At 42.9% G+C, this 18,019-nt stretch carries 21 protein-coding genes; all 21 read right to left on the bottom strand.

Annotated features, from left to right (window positions below; genetic code table 11):
- Nucleotides 1-9 precede the first annotated feature (9 nt).
- Nucleotides 10-1,149, bottom strand: a complete 1,140-nt coding sequence (gene fliY / locus AAHT65_RS15590; protein WP_106271560.1) for a flagellar motor switch phosphatase FliY — start codon at nt 1,147-1,149, stop codon at nt 10-12.
- The gene (gene fliM / locus AAHT65_RS15585; protein WP_003328935.1) at nt 1,139-2,137 is read right to left on the bottom strand and encodes a flagellar motor switch protein FliM; all 999 of its coding nucleotides are present in this window, start codon (nt 2,135-2,137) and stop codon (nt 1,139-1,141) included. The genes fliY and fliM overlap by 11 nt, the downstream gene beginning before the upstream one ends.
- Before the next feature lie 33 nt (nt 2,138-2,170).
- The gene (gene fliL, locus AAHT65_RS15580) at nt 2,171-2,593 is read right to left on the bottom strand and encodes a flagellar basal body-associated protein FliL (RefSeq protein ID WP_088117161.1); all 423 of its coding nucleotides are present in this window, start codon (nt 2,591-2,593) and stop codon (nt 2,171-2,173) included.
- Complete coding sequence (locus tag AAHT65_RS15575; RefSeq protein ID WP_003328937.1) at nt 2,590-2,805, bottom strand: flagellar FlbD family protein; 216 nt, start codon at nt 2,803-2,805, stop codon at nt 2,590-2,592. Before AAHT65_RS15575 ends, fliL begins: the two co-directional genes overlap by 4 nt.
- 41 nt (nt 2,806-2,846) lie before the next feature.
- On the bottom strand, nt 2,847-3,641 hold the full coding sequence (gene flgG, locus AAHT65_RS15570; RefSeq protein WP_088117160.1) for a flagellar basal body rod protein FlgG: 795 nt from the start codon (nt 3,639-3,641) through the stop codon (nt 2,847-2,849).
- A 27-nt stretch (nt 3,642-3,668) separates the two neighbouring features.
- A complete protein-coding gene (flgD, locus tag AAHT65_RS15565) occupies nt 3,669-4,097 on the bottom strand; it encodes a flagellar hook assembly protein FlgD (protein ID WP_003328939.1) in 429 nt (142 codons plus the stop codon).
- Nucleotides 4,094-5,518, bottom strand: coding sequence for a flagellar hook-length control protein FliK (locus AAHT65_RS15560; protein WP_088117159.1), 1,425 nt, complete (start codon nt 5,516-5,518; stop codon nt 4,094-4,096). Before AAHT65_RS15560 ends, flgD begins: the two co-directional genes overlap by 4 nt.
- An 11-nt stretch (nt 5,519-5,529) precedes the next feature.
- Entirely contained in the window at nt 5,530-6,129 is a 600-nt protein-coding gene (locus AAHT65_RS15555; protein ID WP_088117158.1) for a MotE family protein, read from the bottom strand.
- Between the two features lie 11 nt (nt 6,130-6,140).
- Nucleotides 6,141-6,584, bottom strand: coding sequence for a flagellar export protein FliJ (gene fliJ / locus AAHT65_RS15550; protein WP_003328942.1), 444 nt, complete (start codon nt 6,582-6,584; stop codon nt 6,141-6,143).
- A 2-nt stretch (nt 6,585-6,586) separates the two neighbouring features.
- Nucleotides 6,587-7,903, bottom strand: coding sequence for a flagellar protein export ATPase FliI (gene fliI / locus AAHT65_RS15545; protein WP_343310472.1), 1,317 nt, complete (start codon nt 7,901-7,903; stop codon nt 6,587-6,589).
- A complete protein-coding gene (gene fliH, locus AAHT65_RS15540) occupies nt 7,900-8,655 on the bottom strand; it encodes a flagellar assembly protein FliH (RefSeq protein ID WP_088117156.1) in 756 nt (251 codons plus the stop codon). The genes fliI and fliH overlap by 4 nt, the downstream gene beginning before the upstream one ends.
- Complete coding sequence (gene fliG, locus AAHT65_RS15535; protein ID WP_003328945.1) at nt 8,648-9,664, bottom strand: flagellar motor switch protein FliG; 1,017 nt, start codon at nt 9,662-9,664, stop codon at nt 8,648-8,650. The genes fliH and fliG overlap by 8 nt, the downstream gene beginning before the upstream one ends.
- Before the next feature lie 12 nt (nt 9,665-9,676).
- Nucleotides 9,677-11,284: a flagellar basal-body MS-ring/collar protein FliF gene (gene fliF / locus AAHT65_RS15530; RefSeq protein WP_088117155.1), complete on the bottom strand. Its 1,608-nt coding sequence runs from the start codon at nt 11,282-11,284 to the stop codon at nt 9,677-9,679.
- A 43-nt stretch (nt 11,285-11,327) separates the two neighbouring features.
- Nucleotides 11,328-11,648 (bottom strand): flagellar hook-basal body complex protein FliE, encoded by a 321-nt coding sequence (gene fliE, locus AAHT65_RS15525; protein WP_003328948.1) that lies wholly within the window; start codon nt 11,646-11,648, stop codon nt 11,328-11,330.
- 10 nt (nt 11,649-11,658) lie between these two features.
- Nucleotides 11,659-12,108: a flagellar basal body rod protein FlgC gene (flgC, locus tag AAHT65_RS15520; RefSeq protein WP_343310471.1), complete on the bottom strand. Its 450-nt coding sequence runs from the start codon at nt 12,106-12,108 to the stop codon at nt 11,659-11,661.
- Entirely contained in the window at nt 12,108-12,497 is a 390-nt protein-coding gene (flgB, locus tag AAHT65_RS15515; protein WP_088117154.1) for a flagellar basal body rod protein FlgB, read from the bottom strand. Before flgB ends, flgC begins: the two co-directional genes overlap by 1 nt.
- A gap of 421 nt (nt 12,498-12,918) precedes the next feature.
- Nucleotides 12,919-13,698, bottom strand: coding sequence for a GTP-sensing pleiotropic transcriptional regulator CodY (gene codY / locus AAHT65_RS15510; protein ID WP_003328951.1), 780 nt, complete (start codon nt 13,696-13,698; stop codon nt 12,919-12,921).
- A 37-nt stretch (nt 13,699-13,735) separates the two neighbouring features.
- Nucleotides 13,736-15,148 (bottom strand): HslU--HslV peptidase ATPase subunit, encoded by a 1,413-nt coding sequence (gene hslU, locus AAHT65_RS15505; RefSeq protein ID WP_255265367.1) that lies wholly within the window; start codon nt 15,146-15,148, stop codon nt 13,736-13,738.
- Nucleotides 15,149-15,155: 7 nt separating this feature from the next.
- Entirely contained in the window at nt 15,156-15,701 is a 546-nt protein-coding gene (clpQ, locus tag AAHT65_RS15500) for an ATP-dependent protease subunit ClpQ (protein WP_003328953.1), read from the bottom strand.
- Between the two features lie 13 nt (nt 15,702-15,714).
- Nucleotides 15,715-16,629 (bottom strand): tyrosine recombinase XerC, encoded by a 915-nt coding sequence (xerC, locus tag AAHT65_RS15495; protein ID WP_010788602.1) that lies wholly within the window; start codon nt 16,627-16,629, stop codon nt 15,715-15,717.
- A gap of 66 nt (nt 16,630-16,695) precedes the next feature.
- Nucleotides 16,696-18,003 carry an FADH(2)-oxidizing methylenetetrahydrofolate--tRNA-(uracil(54)-C(5))-methyltransferase TrmFO gene (gene trmFO / locus AAHT65_RS15490; RefSeq protein WP_061571556.1) on the bottom strand — a complete coding sequence of 436 codons (1,308 nt, stop codon included), beginning with the start codon at nt 18,001-18,003 and terminating at the stop codon, nt 16,696-16,698.
- Nucleotides 18,004-18,019: the final 16 nt, after the last annotated feature.

The raw sequence follows: 18,019 nt of genomic DNA, 5'->3' as shown, positions 1-18,019 counted from the left end.
TGTGGTTGGTTATTTTAAGTTGTTAATTCGTTCTGCCTGACTCAAAATGTCAGTGACTCTTACACCGAAGTTTTCCTCAATGACCACGACCTCGCCCTTCGCGACGATGCGCTGGTTGACTAAAATATCAACAGGCTCTCCGGCCAATTTATCAAGCTCAATAATGCTTCCGGCTGAAAGCTCAAGAATTTCCTTTACGCTTCTTTTTGTTCTTCCGAGTTCCACAGTAATGGAAAGCGGAATATCCATCAGCATATCAAGATTATTCAAATGGGCTTGAGGCGCCTCATTCGGATCAAATGCCGAAAATTCCACCGGCGCTACTTGTACAGGTGCTGCTTTTTTTGGTTTCCCCTGTCTCTTAGGCGTTTGCTGCGGCTGTGATTCCACCCGCGGCTCCGGCATGACGGCCTCTTCTGGGCCCTCGTAGGTTTCTTTCGGCTCCTCTTGCTGAATATCCTCATTTGAACTTCCTGTATTCATCAAATCTGAAATAAGATCTTTTGCAAATGTAATGGGATAAAGCTGCATAATATTTGAGTCAATTAACTCCCCGACTTTTAAGCGGAAAGAAACTTTGACAAGCATTTCGTCAGCAGGGATACGATCTGTTCCCTTTTCTTCATTGACATCGAGCAATTCCACACGAGGCGGCGAAATGTCGATCTTTTTACTGAATACAGTTGACATTGAGGTTGCAGCCGAACCCATCATTTGGTTCATTGCTTCCTGAACGGCGCTCAAGTGAATTTCACCAAGCGAAGGATCTGCTCCCTTTCCGTCTCCTCCGATCATCAGATCAGCAATAATAGCCGCGTCACTTTGTTCTACGACAAGAAGATTGCTCCCGCTGAAGCCTTCAGTATAATTCACTTCAATAGCGACATACGGATGCGGAAATTCATCGCTGATTTTACTTTTTGATATAACGGTTACACTCGGCGTCGTAATGTCCACTTTTTGATTTAAAAGCGTGGAAAGAGCTGTTGCCGAACTGCCAAATGAAATATTCCCAATTTCCCCGATCGCATCTCGCTCCATCTCTGATAAATCCAGTTCAGGCTTCGCCGGTGCCGGCTCCTCCGAAGTGCTGCCGCTGCCATTAAGAAGCGCGTCGATTTCATCTTGGGATAATCTATTATTCTCCATCTTTTTCACCTCTTATGTCGTGATCTAAAATTTGCACTGCCTGTTTTCGATTCACCCGGCCGGCCTGTCCTAAAAATTTCGGTTTGTCTCCGACCAATACAGTAAGAGGGTCAGTTACTGATTTGTCCAAAGTGATACAGTCCCCGACTTCCAAACTTAAAAACTCTTCTATCGTCAGTTCAGATGTGCCGAGCTCTGCCACGACAGGAATCTGTGCTGTCATGATACGTTTTTCAAGCGACTTGGTTTCTTCCGGCTTCGGTTCATTTCTTTCGGATTGCATCCAATAATGGACGGAAAGCTTAGGTATAATCGGCTCGAGTACGACATGCGGAATACAAAGATTAATGACGCCGCTGATTTCGCCGATTTGCGTGTTTAGTGAAATAACCACGACTGTTTCATTAGGCGAGACCATTTGAACAAATTGAGGATTCACTTCAAATTCCGTCATTTCGGGTTCAATATCAGCAATAGATTGCCAAGCCTCTTTGTAATTGCCCAGTGCATTTTCAAATAAATTAGAAATAATTTTCGTTTCAATTTCAGTCAGACTGTCAACCTTATTATGACTGATTCCAATGCCGCCCATCACCCTGTCCATCATCGCGTAGGCCACAGTCGGGTTGACTTCCATCATAATTCTGCCTTCCATCGGATGAACATCAAACAAGTTTAATATGGTCATGTTCGGTATAGAGCGAATAAATTCTTCATATGGAACCTGATCGACTGAACTGACAGAAATATGAATATAGGTTCTGAGCTGCGCAGAAAAGTGAGTGGTAAGAAGCCTTGCAAAATTATCATGAATTCTCGTTAAACTGCGGATCTGATCTTTAGAAAACCGCAAAGCACGTTTGAAATCATAGACCTTCACTTTTTTCTCGCTGTCTTCCTTTTTCAGTTCTTCTGCGTCCATTTCACCTGTTGAGATTGCAGAAAGCAATGCATCTATTTCGTTTTGGGAAAGAACTTCTCCTGACATTTTCCTCACCTCCGTATTCTGTCAAAATCGTTTTTATTGCAGATTAAAGGAGGTAATATATACTTTCTCTACTTTTCCTTCTTGGAGATAGCTGTTCACTTTATCTTTTAATTCCCTTTTAAAGGCTTCTTTTCCCTTGTCTCCCTCAATCTCATCGGCGTTCGTATCGGCCAGCAGTGTAATAATGGCATCCTTCACCTGAAAGTCCCGTTTTTCCAGTTCTTCCTTGGCTTTTTTTGAATCGGTCTCAAGTTTTATTGCAATCCTGATGATGTGATCAGATTTTAAATTCGTTGTTATTTCTTCTATGTCTACTGAAGACTCGACAATTTCGTCAATGGTCGGTTCCTTATCACTTTTACCGAGCTTCCCGCTTACCATAAAATAAGCAGCCGTCCCTAAAGCGCTGATTGCGATAAGAATAATCAGCATAATAATGATTAATTTTTTGTTCATTCTGTTTCCTCTACTCCCTGATCCATTGAAAATACTTGTATTTTTTGATAGAAAGATAAGATCTTTTTCAAAACGGCTTCTTCATTCTCTTTTACTACAAATTTTTTTCCGTTTGACAGTGTGATAGTGGTGTCCGGAAAGCATTCTATTTGTTCAATAAAAAGAGCGTTAAGCGTAAATGGCTGGCCGTTCAGACGGGTTACTTTAATCATAAAACAGCGGAGAAGCGATAACCTTCGCCTCTCCTCCCTCCTTACCGTTTAAGGTTAACCAGCTCTTGAAGGATTTCATCAGACGTTGTAATAATTTTCGAGTTAGATTGGAAACCGCGCTGCGCGACAATCATTTCGGTGAATTCATCTGTCAAATCAACGTTGGACATTTCAAGGAAACCTGATTTAAGCTCTCCTGTTCCTCCATCGCCCGGTATATTAGCAGCGCTTGGAGTTCCTGAATTTGAGGATTCACGATACAAGCTGTTTCCGATTTTATCTAAACCATCACTGTTTGCGAATGTGACAATACCGATTTGACCGCCATCTAGCTTTTCTCCTCCTGCCCCTACAATTGACACACTTCCATCAGGCCCAATGGTAAAGTTTTGGGCATCCTTAGGAATTGTAATTTCGCCTCCGCCGAGTTTTTGCACGTAGTATCCGTCGCCAGTTACCAATTTACCTTCATTATCCAAATAGAAGTTACCAGCTCTTGTATAAACTGTTCCCTCACCGTTATCAATTTGAAAATATCCATCACCATCTATCGCTAAATCAAGTGTTCTTCCGGTACTTTGAGTTGCACTTGTAGAATGAATGGTGTCAATCGTGCCTGTTGATGATCCTAAACCGATCTGTTTCGAATTTGTACCGCCGACCTGCGCGCCGGCTGCTGAACCGCCTGCAATCGTCTGGCTGACCATGTCTTTAAATGTAACCCGGCTTTTTTTAAATCCTACTGTATTTACGTTAGCGATGTTATTCCCGATAACATCAAGCTTTGTTTGAAAGTTTTTCATGCCGCTGATTCCAGAATATAGTGAACGTAACATGTCAATTCCCCCTGATTTTTTCTATTTTTATTTGGATGTTTGTCCGACAGATGTAACATTCCACGGACTGATCTCTTTACCATCTTCAAGAACAAGAAAGTATTCACCTTTTGAGTGCTTGACAGAACTGACCTTACCTGTCTGTTCCTTGCCGTCTTGACCTTCACTCCATGACACATCTTTGCCGATCCAGTTCACATAGGTTGTAAACGGATCTTGGTAATCTACAAACTTTGTCATCGTCGTGTTAAGATTCATCATTTGTTCCAAGCTTGAGAAGGTGGCCATCTGGCTGATGAATTCTTTATCATCAACCGGATTGAGCGGATCCTGGTTTTGGACTTGTTTCATTAAGATTTTCAAAAATTCATCTTTCCCCAAACTGGTGTTATTTGTACTGGACGAGCTCTTTTTATTGATGTTTGACAGTAAGTAATCTGAATCAATTGTCGTCATTCCTCTTCCTCCAATTCAACATGGGAAATCTCATCCAAAAGGTCGCCGAATTCATTTGTTTGCTGCTTTTGTTTCTGCTGCTTCTGTCCGTCATGCTGCTGTCTTTGCTCATCGGAAAGCTGGCCGTAAACTGGCTGATCTCCTGATTGAATCGGAAGAGTGAAACGGTCAACCTGCACTGCCATATTCGGCAAAGATTGCTTGAGCTGCGGAAGGTGCTGTTCCAGCAGTTCTTTGGCCGATTGGCTGGATGCGATAATTTTACTTTGAAACATTCCGTTTTCATTTGTCAGTTTAATCGTGACAAAGCCCAAATGTTCAGGATTCAGCCGAATCGTAAAACTGCCGGTTGATCTCCCGAAAGGCGTATATTTCATCTGTTTCCACGCGCTGATCACTTGATCTGTAAGAGGTTTGCTTTCCGTTGCCAGTGGCTCCGAAGACAGCTGCGCCGCCATACTCTGAATCCCGCTGCTCCGATGTCCTGAAAACAGCATATGTATTCCTTGCTTGCTGTCAGCTGCCTGAATGCTTTTTGGTGAGCGGTTTTCTCTCTCAATCGCTGAGGACTGAGTTGATAGTGATACACGTTTACCCTCTTGGGACGAGTCAGATGATTTTGACAACAGGAAGGCTTTCAATTCACTTTCAGCCATGTTCCAATCTTTAGTCCCTTTTTGCGGCAGTGCCGTTAGTTGTTCCATTAAGCTTCGAAAACTCTTCAGCTCCGCATTGGACATCGTATAAAGCTTAGAGGCTGATTCCTGTTTGGTGAACACCTGCTGTTTGAGTTCCTCGATAAGCTGATCTGACGCACCCTTTTCTTTTAGAGCTGCCAGAAAGCTATCGCCGTTTTTGTAAATGGCCTGAGCTTGCTGTTTATTTTCTGATAGGTCGCTTTCCTTCAATAACTGGTAAAGGGCTGTTTGGATGAAAATAAGCACGCCGTCAGTGGACTGCTCTGTCTCATTTTCCTTTTCATCAGATGATCCATCGGCAGTCATCTCATCGGCTTCTGTTACAGCGGCATACTCAGCTGATACAGGATTTTGAGAGTCAACCTGCATTTCCGTCTGCTCAGGCAGGATGGCTTTAATCATCTTCACCAGATTTTCCAGCATCGGCACAATTGCTTCCTCCGCCTGTTTTCCTTTTAATGTATTCAACGTTTGTAAAAGCTCTGCTGTTTGTTTTTCCTGATCTTCCGGACTTGCTTTCAGCCAGTCACCGATCTTTTTCAAGGCATTTTCTAAGAGCTGTTGATCGCTTGTCGAAGTATCCTTGACTTGGCCTGTCTGTTTCACTGAACCGATTTCAGACAAAAGCCAGTTTTGGAAAAACCCCGCTTCACTTTTGTTATTCTTCGCTGCAGCACCTGTTGGAGTCTGCATACGTGTTCCGGCTAATTCAAGCAGCTTCACCTTTATTCCCCCTACTCTTTACCGGCGGCAATTTTTTCTGTATAATTTGCCGCTTGCTCAGGAGTCATTTTTGTCAAAATATCTGCAAGCTGCTTTTTGCTTAAACCATTCAAGATTTTCAGCGCTTCCTGCTCTTTTAATTGTGCAATGATTTTCGCAGCCTTTCCGCTGTCCATGCTCTTGTAAATGCTGATGACCTTATCACTCTCTGCAGAAGCAGCTGTGGATGTTTTTTTCTCATCCTTACTTTGGCTTTCCGCTGTTTTTTCGAGGGAGCGAATTTTCTGGTTAAGCCTGTCTATTTCAGCTTTACTTGTGTCTAAATCCTTGTTTAATATACTGATTTCGCTTTTTTGATCTTTGATGGTCTTTTCAAGAGCAGCTGTTTTACTTTCTTCTTGCTTTGCAGCTGTTTCTTTACTGTTTTCTGTTTCGGGAACCAATTCTTTGAGAATCGGTGTTTTGGCGGCTGCCTCCTGAATCGGCTTTATCATATCCACGCCAGCTGCCCACAGCACAACCGCCCCCGCTATAATCAAAAATATCAGCGGAATGATGACAATAAACAGAATCGACCGAAACTTACCGGATTCTTTTTGTTTGTCCGACATGACATTCGCTCCTAATGGCCTTGAATCATAAACTGCTTAATCGAGATATCGTCCATTTCTTTCATCTCGGCAGCTTTGTCTTCAAGAGCAAACATTTTAAACTGTTTTTCACGCATTTTTTCGAATTTCTTTACTTCTATATTTTTTTCTGTCAGAACGTTTTGTTTCTCATTCATTTGGTTTCTTTTAATCATCACAAGTTTTTGATAATGATATATGGTGTTCTCTAGATTAGTGACGAATTGCTGGTAATGTCTCATTTCTTGGACACTCATACCGCTTTTCAGCTTGGTTTCTTTATTTTTCTCCAGCTGCTCTTTTTTGCTCATATTCTCATATAGCTTCTCTGCAACTGTTTCAAATTCAGAAACCGATTTTTGATACTCTGACAATGATTGATCTTTTTCATTTTCTTTTAATTCCAGCAGCTTTTGGAACCTAAATTGATAAGCCACGGTTATTCCCCTTTTCCTGTCAGGCTGGTTAATTCAGCAACACTTTCTTCTAAAGTTGAGGATTCTTCTGTTCCTTGTTTTAGAAATTGGATGAGCTGCGGGTAAAACTGTATGGCTTCATCAATTTCTCTGGAAGATCCTCTTTTATATGCTCCGATGTTTATCAGATCCTCTGAGTTTTGATAGGTTGACAGAAGCTCTCGGAATTTGTTGGCTGCGTCTAAATGGTGCGGTGCTGATATATTCGACATGACGCGGCTGATGCTTTTTAGTACGTTTACCGCCGGAAACTGCCCTTTATTTGCAAGAGCCCTGTCTAATACGATATGTCCGTCTAAAATCCCGCGGACTGTGTCAGCTATAGGTTCATTCATATCGTCACCATCAACTAAAACGGTATAAAAAGCTGTGATCGTTCCTTGTTCATTTGCGCCGGTTCTCTCTAGAAGACGGGGTAAAATAGCGAACACGGAAGGTGTATATCCTTTTGTCGTCGGCGGCTCTCCTGCCGCCAGCCCAATCTCCCGCTGCGCCATTGCCACCCTCGTGACTGAATCCATCATGAACATGACATTTTGTCCTTTATCGCGGAAATATTCAGCTATCGCCGTTGCTGTATAAGCGGCCTTGAGCCTCATTAACGCAGGCTGATCTGAGGTAGCAACCACAACAATTGAACGTTTCAGTCCTTCTGGGCCAAGGTCCTTCTCAATAAATTCACGGACTTCTCTCCCGCGTTCACCGACAAGGGCGATGACGTTCAGGTCAGCTTCCGTTTGCTTTGCGATCATTCCCATCAGCGTGCTTTTTCCGACGCCGCTTCCTGCAAAAATGCCGATCCTTTGGCCTTTGCCTACCGTCAATAAACTGTCAATCGACCTGACTCCGACAGCCATTTTCTCCCGAATCGGCGGCCGCTTCATCGGATTGGGCGGCGCCTGATCCGTCGATACCGGCGAAAGCCCTTTCGGCAGCAGCTTCCCGTCCAGCGGTTCGCCAAATGCGTCAATAACCTGTCCGATGAGACCTGCACCTACTTTTATCCTGAGCGATTCTCCGGTAGCTTCGACAATGCTGCCGGGCGAAATGCTTGCTGCCTCCAGATAAGGCATTAAGAGAATATTCTCATCCTGAAAGCCGACGACCTCGGCTTTGATCACTTTACCTGACGAGCCCTTCGGATGAATGAGGCACACGTCACCTATCGAACTCTCAGGTCCTTTTGATTCAATCATCAGCCCGATGACCCGTTTGACCTTTCCGTATCGCTTATATGAATCTGACATTTCGACACAATCTATCAGATGCTGTGTCTTCATTCATCTGCACCCGCTTCCAGCGCCGTCAAAAGTTTATGCTTTAATTGCATCAGCTGGGTATCAACGCTTGCGTCCACCCGGCCAAATGGCGTTTCTATATAACAGGAGCCCTCAGCCGCTTTATCATCTGCATATAAGCCCAATCTGCACTCTTTATGAAGAAGCTGCTGAATTTCGTCTTTATGCTGATACACTGTCTCGTAATAATGAGGGTCAACATATATCGAAATGTCATCATAATCCTTCACTTCATTGATAACTTGTTTGACAAGCACAACGAACGCCTCTTTGTCATCAGCTTTTTGCTGCCAGACTTTTTTAGCCAGAGCAACAGCGAGCTCTACAATCTCTTCAGATGCACTTTCCAGCTTATCCTCCAGATCTTTTCTAGACATTTTGGCAATATCATTCGCCTGATTAATCAGCCCTGCGTATTGCTGTAAAGCTTCTTCTTTCCCAAGCTCCACGCCTTGTTCGAAGCCGTCTTGTTTCGCTTCCTCAACCAGAAGCTGCCTTTCGTTTGCCCAATTGTTTTTTTCCTGTTCAATTTGGCGGCGGATATTTTCCACTTGGCTGGCTGCCTGTTCTGACATTCGGTCAGCTTCTGCTTTGGCCCGCGCTATAAGGGCTTCCGGCTTTACCTCTGCATGCGGTTCAAGATCGATTTTTTTCAGACGAACTTCTTGCAAAGAGAGTTTTCTTCTTTCCTTTTCTGGGGAAATAGATGATTCTTGTTTAATGACATTAGACAATAATATCGTCCCCTCCGCCTCTCGCTATTACAATTTCACCTGCTTCTTCAAGCTTCCTGACGATGCCTACAATTCTTGATTGAGCTTCTTCGACATCGCGTAAACGTACAGGACCCATAAATTCCATTTCTTCTTTAAACGTTTCAACCATACGCTGTGACATATTGCTGAATACAATATCCTTGACTTCTTCGCTTGCAACTTTCAAGGAAAGCAGAAGATCGTCATTTTCCACATCGCGAATGACTCGCTGAATTGCACGGTTATCAAGCGTAACAATATCCTCGAACACAAACATCCGTTTTTTGATCTCGTCTGCCAGATCCGGATCCTGTATCTCTAACGAATCCAAGATCGTCTTCTCTGTTCCACGGTCCACTCCGTTAAGCACTTCGACTACGGCTTCAATTCCGCCGGTTTGTGTATAATCTTGCGTAAAGGCAGAGGATAATTTTTGTTCGAGCACACGTTCTACCTCATTAATGATTTCAGGTGAAGTTCTGTCCATCACCGCAATCCTTCTCGCTACTTCCGCCTGCACCTCCGGATTAAGCTCGGATAAAATTTGTCCGGCCTGCACAGGGTCCAGATAGGATAAAATCAGCGCCATGGTTTGCGGATGCTCTTGCTGAATAAAATTCAAAATTTGCTCCGGCTCTGCTTTTCTGGCAAAATCAAACGGTTTAACTTGCAAAGAAGATGTCAGTCTGTTTAAGATATTTTCCGCTTTATCTTCTCCAAGCGCTTTTTCAAGAACTTGCCTTGCATAGCTTAAACCGCCCTGAGAAATGTAATCCTGAGCGATTGCGATATTATGAAATTCTTCAATAATCTCATCTTTTTTTGAATGATCCACACTTCTGACCCCTGAAATTTCCAAAGTCAGTCTCTCTATTTCTTCTTCAGATAAATGCTTGTACACCGAAGCTGACACATCTAATCCTAAGGAAATCATAAGAATGGCCGCTTTTTGTTTTCCTGTAAGCCTGTCTTGATCACGTCTCGCCATTTCTAATCCCTCCTAATCCTCTGTCAGCCAGCTGCGCAGCAGTTTCGCAAAATCTTCCGGCTTATCCTTCGCCATTTTTTCAAGCTGTTTCCGTCTGACTGTTTCTTCTGTTTCACTTTCCTCTTCATTGATATCAGGTAAATTGATTGGCTCCTGAGGCGTTTCATACGTCCATTCTTCATATTCATCCTCATTTGACCGTTTCTTCCTCACAAGCATAATGATAAGGACAATAATCGCCGCAAGCAGAACGCCTCCTGCGATGTATACCCAAATCGGCAGACCTGACGATTTTTCAGAAGCCGTATCCAAGTTCATTTTTCCATCAAACGGCTGAACGGACAGCACGATTTTATTATTGATTTCTTCATCGGTAAGCTCTTGATCTTGTGAATCTTTGTCAATAGAAGTTCTCACTACCGTTGCAAGTATCTTTTGAATATCATCCTGTCTTTCAGCTGAAAGGGATGCTGTATTTTTTGCATCAGGCGGTTCTACCATGACCTGAATCCCTAAATCTCTGACTTTGTACGGGCTTTCTGCAATCTCTTTGTGAATCCGATTGACTTCGTAATTGATTTTATTACTGCTTTTGTCATAATTTCCGTTTTCGGAATTTTCATCAGTTTGAGCATAACCGGTCGTATCTTCATCACCCGTTCCGGCTGTTCCTCCGTTAGCCGCGTTGTCACCCTGATAGGTTTCAGCTACTTTTTCCGCGCTGACCGCTATACCTTCCATGTTTTCCTTATCGACAGGCTCTACCAAATCCTCTGTGCGGTTTTCTTTTGTAAAGTCGATATCCGTTGTAACAGACACAACGACTTTATCCTGTCCCATCATTGTTCCTAAAAGCGTTTGAACATGCTTTTGGATATCTTTTTCAACTTGTGTTTTAATTCCCTGCTGTGAAGAATAGCTATCGGCATAGGACCCGGCATCGCCGTTGCTTTTGTCGTAGTATGTAGAATTCTGGTCCATGATGACGATGTTATCCTCTTTTAAGTTCGGTACACTCTTTGAAACCAAATGATACAAGCCGTTGACTTGGCTTTGGTCAAGCGTATAGCCAGGATTCATCTGCAAGACAATTGAAGCGGAAGCTGTTGATTGCTCCTCTCCTACAAAGACAGCGTCTTTTGGCAGATTTATCATTACTTTTGAGTTTTTGATGCCTTTCATTTCGTTGATCAGGTTTGATAATTCCGTTTGTGTCGCTTCAACTTTTAACATATCAAACTCGTTGTCAGTTAATCCAAACCCGGCATTCTGTCCGAAAAAAGAATAATCTATTGAACCGGTTTTAGGAAGTCCCTCTGCAGCAAGCTGCACTTTCAGCGTGTCCACCTGCTCTTCGGGAACCTTAATTACTGTTCCTCCATCCGACAGCTCTGATGGAACTTTTTTCGCATCCAGTTCTTCTTTAATTTGGCCGGCTTCTTCTGCTGACAAATCCTTGTAAAGAGGCACCATCTTCTCTGAAGAAGAAAATATGCTGATGACAGTTATAAGAATGATAATTGCGGCAAAACTGCTGATCATTAATACTTTCTGTGTTTTTGATCTATTGTTCCAAAACTCATTCGTTTTGTTTTTTAATTGCATTAGAGTACGATTCATGTTAACCCCCGGTCATTCCACTCATTCTATTCAATCAGACCCCCTACATTTGCATTCTCATGATCTCCTGGTAGGCTTCCACCGCTTTATTGCGGAATTCTGTCGCGGCAGTCAGGGAGATGCTTGCTTTTTGAGCAGCGATCATGACCTCGTCAAGATTAACATCCTTTCCCGCGGCCAGTGCGTTTGTGAAATTGTCAGATTGTACTTGGGACTCATTTAACGAACTAATAGAGTTTTTTAAAAGCTCCGAGAAGCTTGTTTGGTTTGAAGAGTCTGTTTTTTGGCTATTATTTATTTGACTAGTTACAGGTTGAGTGCTTTGTGTATTTTGAACTTGGAACGGAGAAATTGTATTAACCACATTTATCACCTTACTTTCCGATTTCTAAAGCTTTTAGCAGCATGCCCTTTGATGCATTCATTGCAGTAACGTTTGCTTCATACGATCTTGTACTGCTTACGAGGTCAACCATTTCCTTTAAAGGGTCGACATTTGGCTTTTGCACGTAACCTTCCTCATTTGCATCTGGGTTTGTCGGATCATATACCAGATTAAAGTCTGAGTCGTCTTCTGTAATCTTGGTTACCTTGACGCCGTTTCCCGCATCCCCGCTGCTCATTCTAGAATGTAGTATAGATGAAAACGACTCACCGTTTGACTGAAGAGAAACCAGCTTCCGCCTGTAAGGCACCCATTCACCATCAACCTGTTCGGCTCTTGTTGTATCCATATTTGCCAAGTTGGATGATACGACATCCATACGGACACGCTGAGCGGTTAAAGCAGAGCCAGAAACATTTAAACTTTGAAATGCAGTCATTATTTTCCTCCTGTTAACACCGTTTTCAGAGAATTGAACTTTCCGCTCATTCTTTCAACCAATGCTTGATAGTTAATTTGATTTTCTGCTAAATCAGTCATCTCTTTATCAACGTCTACATTGTTTCCGTTTTGCTGATAAGCAGTGTTCGAGTTTGTAACAATTGAACCCTTCGACCCCGCGTCTGAAAAGTCAACATGTCGATAGTCTGTTTTTACCGATTCGAGACGAGAAGATTCTTGATTCAACAAATTTTGGAAAGAGACTTTTTTTGCCTTATAGTTCGGTGTATCTATATTAGCGATATTGTTAGTTATGACTTTTTGCTTAATATTCGCTCTCCCCAAGGCATTTTCAAGATTTTGTATAGTTCCAGAAAATAAGTCCAAATCCACTTACCTCCAATTCAGTTGTTTTTTCACTAAATATTCTTGTCGAGATTTGTAAAACCATATGCTTATTGTAAGAAATAACAGGCTTAAAGTCTATGAAGTTAGGGTAAAAAAAAGTCCTCATATATATCTATTTTATAACTAGGTATTTAGTCCTAGAATATTCGAACTAGGTTTTTTCCTCTGATATAAGCCAGAAAATAGATGCTTTTCAGTGATCTCTCCTTATGTTTTCGGGCTTTTTCACAAAATTCAAACCGAGATGGATTATCTCAGATAAAAAAGGAAAAATCAACTTCAAACTGCAACTTTTGGCAGAATGACTTTTCGCCCAGGACATTCAGCTTAAAGATTTACTGCCTGCAAAAAAAGAAGCAGAACCCTTTTTCATAGGATTCTGCCTCTTTTTTTAAAAAAATTAATGAGATTTTAGGTTTTCTAATTCGATCAAGAACTTGTTGTTAAGGACTTTAATATAAGTGCCCTTCATTCCGAGTGATCTCGATTCGATGACACCGGCACTTTCAAGCTTTCTGAGTGCATTGACAATCACGGAACGGGTAATGCCGACGCGGTCTGCAATTTTACTCGCCACAAGCAGGCCTTCGTTTCCGTCAAGTTCTTCAAAGATGTGCTCAATCGCTTCAAGCTCACTGTAAGAAAGAGAACTGATCGCCATTTGAACTACAGCTTTGCTGCGTGCTTCTTCTTCAATTTCTTCTGCTTTTTCTCTGAGGATTTCCATTCCTACAACGGTCGCCCCGTATTCAGCAAGAATTAGATCATCGTCCTCAAATTGATCCTGCAAGCGTGAAAGAATAAGCGTTCCAAGTCTTTCTCCGCCTCCGATAATAGGTACAATTGTTGTTAAACCAGCTTGGAACAGATCTCTGTTTTCGACCGGAAACGCTGTGTACTCACTGTTAATATCCAGATTAGAAGAAGTCTCCGGAATATTAAATAGGTTTTTTGTGTATTCTTCCGGGAACTGACGGTCTTCAAGCATTTTTTTCATACGGTCGTTCTCGATTTGCTGATTAATAGAATAGCCTAACAGCTTTCCTCTGCGGCTGACGACGAAAATATTTGAATCAATAACATCCCGAAGTGTTTCCGCCATTTCTTTAAAGTTTACCGGTTTCCCTGCCGCAGCTTGAAGCATGGAATTAATAATTCTTGTTTTTTGTAATAAAGCCATAATAAATGATCCTCCTAAAATTCCTCTTATTAAATTTTCACAATATAAATTGACTTAAGTCTTTGTTATTTGCAATGGTGCCGAGCTTATCTTCAACATATTGCGGGGTGATTGTAATCTTTTCCATCGTTACATCAGGCGCTTCAAACGAGAGCTCTTCCAAAAGACGCTCAAGTATCGTGTGAAGCCTCCTTGCACCGATATTATCCGTGTCCTGGTTAACATGATAAGCTACCTCGGCAATCTTACGAATAGCTTCGTCAGAAAATTCAAGAGATATACCTTCTGTTTGCAATAAAGCTTGATATTGTTTCAGAAGGGCGTTATCAGGTTCAACCAAAATTTTCACAAAATCGTCTACAGTAAGCTTGCTCAATTCTACACGAATCGGAAAACGCCCCTGCAGCTCAGGGATCAAGTCAGACGGTTTCGCCATATGGAACGCCCCCGCTGCAATAAACAAGACATGATCGGTTTTCACTGAACCGTACTTTGTGACAACTGTAGAGCCTTCGACAATTGGAAGGATATCCCGCTGAACGCCTTCTCTTGATACATCAGCAGAAGATGAAGCTCCTCCGTTTTTCGCAATTTTATCAATTTCATCAATAAAGATGATTCCGCCCTGTTCAGCTCTCAGCACTGCTTCCTGGCCTACCTCATCCATATCAATCAGTTTGCTTGCTTCTTCATTTGTCAGGACTTTTCTTGCTTCTCTGACTGTCATTTTGCGGCGTTTCTTTTTCTTCGGCATCATGCTGCTAAGGGCATCCTGCATATTCATGCCCATTTGCTCCATACCCGAGCCTTGCAGCATATCAAACATGGATGGCTGCTGCTCTTCGACTTCTACAGTGATGTAGTGGTCTTCAAGCTCTCCCATTGCCAGCTGATGCGCCATACGTTTTCTCTTTTCTTCAATGCTTGCTTCTTCCTGGCTGTCGCTCTCCTCGTCCCCATTTGGCTGATTGCCGCCAAAGAGCATCTCAAACGGATTTTTCACGCCGGATTGCTTTTTCTTTCCGGGAACCAGCAGACTGACGATGCGCTTATTGGCATTTTCTTCAGCCTGGTCTTTCACGTCGTTGATTTTTTCTTCTTTTATAAGCCGGACGGACGTTTCAACAAGGTCTCTGACCATTGACTCTACATCTCTGCCTACATAGCCGACTTCAGTAAATTTTGTTGCTTCAATTTTTATAAATGGCGCACCAACGAGCTTTGCGATTCGTCTGGCGATCTCTGTTTTCCCCACTCCGGTAGGCCCCATCATTAAAATGTTCTTGGGTACGATCTCATCTTTCAGCTTTTCATCCAGAAGACTTCGTCTATAGCGGTTTCTTAATGCCACGGCGACAGCTTTTTTTGCATCATGCTGTCCGACAATGTACTGATCTAACCGATCTACAATTTGTCTTGGTGTTAACGGTTTTTTTTCCATGCGCTTCAAGTCCTTTCTATTCAAGTTCTTCCAGTATGATTTGATCGTTCGTATACACACAAATCTCGCCCGCAGTTTCTAATGCTGCCTGAGCAATCTCTCTTGCAGACAGGCTTTCGCCCGCATGCTTTTTCAATGCTCTTCCCGCGGCAAGAGCGTAATTACCGCCGGAACCGATCGCCAAAATACCGTCATCCGGCTCAATCACTTCACCCGTTCCAGATACAAGAAGCAGGGTATCTTGATTCATCACAATCAGCATGGCCTCCAGTTTGCGAAGAACTTTATCACTGCGCCATTCTTTTGCAAGCTCCACGGAAGCGCGTTTCAGATTCCCATTGTATTCCTCAAGCTTTGCCTCAAACATTTCAAAGAGGGTGAAAGCGTCTGCAACAGATCCCGCAAAACCTGCAAGAACCTTGCCGTTGAACAGCTTCCTTACTTTTCTCGCCGTATGTTTCATGACAACGGCCTGACCAAATGTAACCTGTCCGTCACCGGACATTGCGCTTTTTCCATTGTGCTGTACGGCAAATATCGTAGTCGCATGAAAAGATGACATTAGAGGGCCTCCTTTATTTTTCCTTAAAAGCTCTTGGGTGGTGAGACATATATGTGTTTCTCAACATTTCCTTCGATACATGCGTATATATCTGTGTTGACGACAGGTTGGAGTGCCCGAGTAACTCTTGGACGCTTCTTAAATCTGCGCCTTCATTTAACAGATGAGTGGCAAATGTATGACGAAGCATATGCGGATGTATATGTAAAGTGCCGGACGCCTTTTTCACAAGCCCGCTTAAAATATATCTGACACCGCGGACTGTAAGCGGCCCGCCTCTTTGATTCACAAATAAAACATCATGAGATTCCTTCGCCTTTTCAAGCAAGCGCTGCCTTCCGCTGTTTACATATAGCTCCAGCGCTTCATGGGCATAAGACCCAAAGGGAATATAACGCTGCTTTTTCCCTTTTCCGTGAACGAGAACTGTGTCCATAAATAAATCAACCCCGTCCACAGTTAAGGAGCTGCATTCACTGACCCTCATACCAGTTGCATAGAGGAGCTCTAATAATGCCTGGTCCCGCTGGCCGGTCGGCAGGCTTGTGTCTGAAACCGCAAATAGCTCTTCAAGCTCTTTTTGATAAAGAAATTTCGGTATCCGTTTCTCTTGTTTCGGCAGATGGACAAGCTGAAACGGATTTTCCTCAACAAGCTTTTCTCTCATTAAAAATTTGTAAAAGCTTCTCAGAGCCGAGATTTTTTTGCTGATCGTTCTTCTTGATAATCCTTTTTCATAGGCTTCTGTCAAAAAAATCCTTGTATCATGATAAGCAGCTTCTTCAAATCCATTTATTCTTTGAACACGCAAGAATGTCTCAAATTCTTCAATTGAATCAACATAATTCACAATAGTATATTGTGAATAATTTTTTTCGATTTGTAAATATTCAACGAATAACTTTAAAAAATTCTTAACATTTTCCATGATAATACCTCCCCAGGAAGGGCTTTTAAATGGTATCACATAACGCGTTCAAGTTGCAACGAATACCTATATCGTTTTCGAAATAGTTTGAATAGTCTCGATTGCCCGTTTTGCATACTCTTCATTGCGTTCTTTCTTATTTTTAATTCTAACAGGCAATTCTTTTAAAAGCCCAAAATTTGCATTCATCGGCTGGAAGTTCTTCTGGTTGGTCGTTGTAATATAGTGTGCCATACTGCCGATCGCTGTTTCCTGCGGGAATGTGACAAGTTCCTGTTCCAAAACGAGTTTTGCAGCATTAATGCCGGCCACAAGACCTGATGCCGCTGATTCGACATAGCCTTCTACACCAGTCATCTGGCCCGCGAAGAATAAATCGCTGCGGTTCTTAAACTGATAGGTAGGCTCTAGGAGGCTCGGTGAGTTAATGAATGTATTTCTGTGCATCACGCCGTATCTGACGATTTCCACATTTTCAAGTCCCGGGATTAATTTCAGCACTTCCTTTTGGTCGCCCCATTTTAAATGTGTCTGAAATCCTACAATATTGTAAAGAGTGCCTGCTGCATCATCCTGTCTGAGCTGAACGACTGCGTAAGGGCGTTTTCCTGTTTCCGGGTGCTCCAGCCCGACCGGTTTCATCGGTCCGAACAGCATCGTTTTTTTGCCTCTTTTGGCCATTACTTCTATCGGCATACATCCTTCAAAGAAAATCTCTTTTTCAAACTCTTTCAATGGAACGGTCTCTGCCGTCGTCAATGCTTCATAGAAACGGTCAAACTCTTCCTCTGTCATCGGGCAGTTTAAATAGGCCGCTTCCCCTTTGTCATAACGGGATTTAAGATATACCTTATCCATATCAAGGCTGTCTTTTTCAAGAATAGGCGCAGCCGCATCGTAAAAGTATAAATACTCCTCGCCCGTAAGCTCTTTCAATTGTGCGGACAGTGCTTCAGAAGTTAACGGCCCTGTGGCAATAATAGTAGGTCCTGCAGGTATTTCAGTCACTTCTTCATTCATTACCGTCACGTTCGGATGGTTTTTCACCCGATTTGTTACGCTTGCCGCGAATTCATGACGGTCCACTGCTAGAGCGCCGCCGGCTGGTACAGAACACTCATCGGCCGCAGCGATAATCGCTGAATCGAGCGCCCGCATTTCTTCTTTTAACACACCGACAGCATTAGCCAGCGTATTGGAGCGTAAAGAGTTGCTGCACACCAGCTCTGCAAATTTATCTGTATGGTGTGCAGCCGTTTGTTTCACCGGACGCATTTCATATAGTTTCACCTGGATGCCGCGCTTAGCCAGCTGCCATGCCGCTTCACTTCCGGCAAGCCCCGCCCCTATGACGTTTACTGTATGTTGGTTCATCTTATCACATCTCCTA

Source organism: Bacillus atrophaeus, assembly GCF_039519175.1.
Lineage (GTDB): Bacteria > Bacillota > Bacilli > Bacillales > Bacillaceae > Bacillus > Bacillus atrophaeus.
Note: the sequence above shows the minus strand (reverse complement) of the source record. Positions and strands in the feature narration are given on the sequence as shown.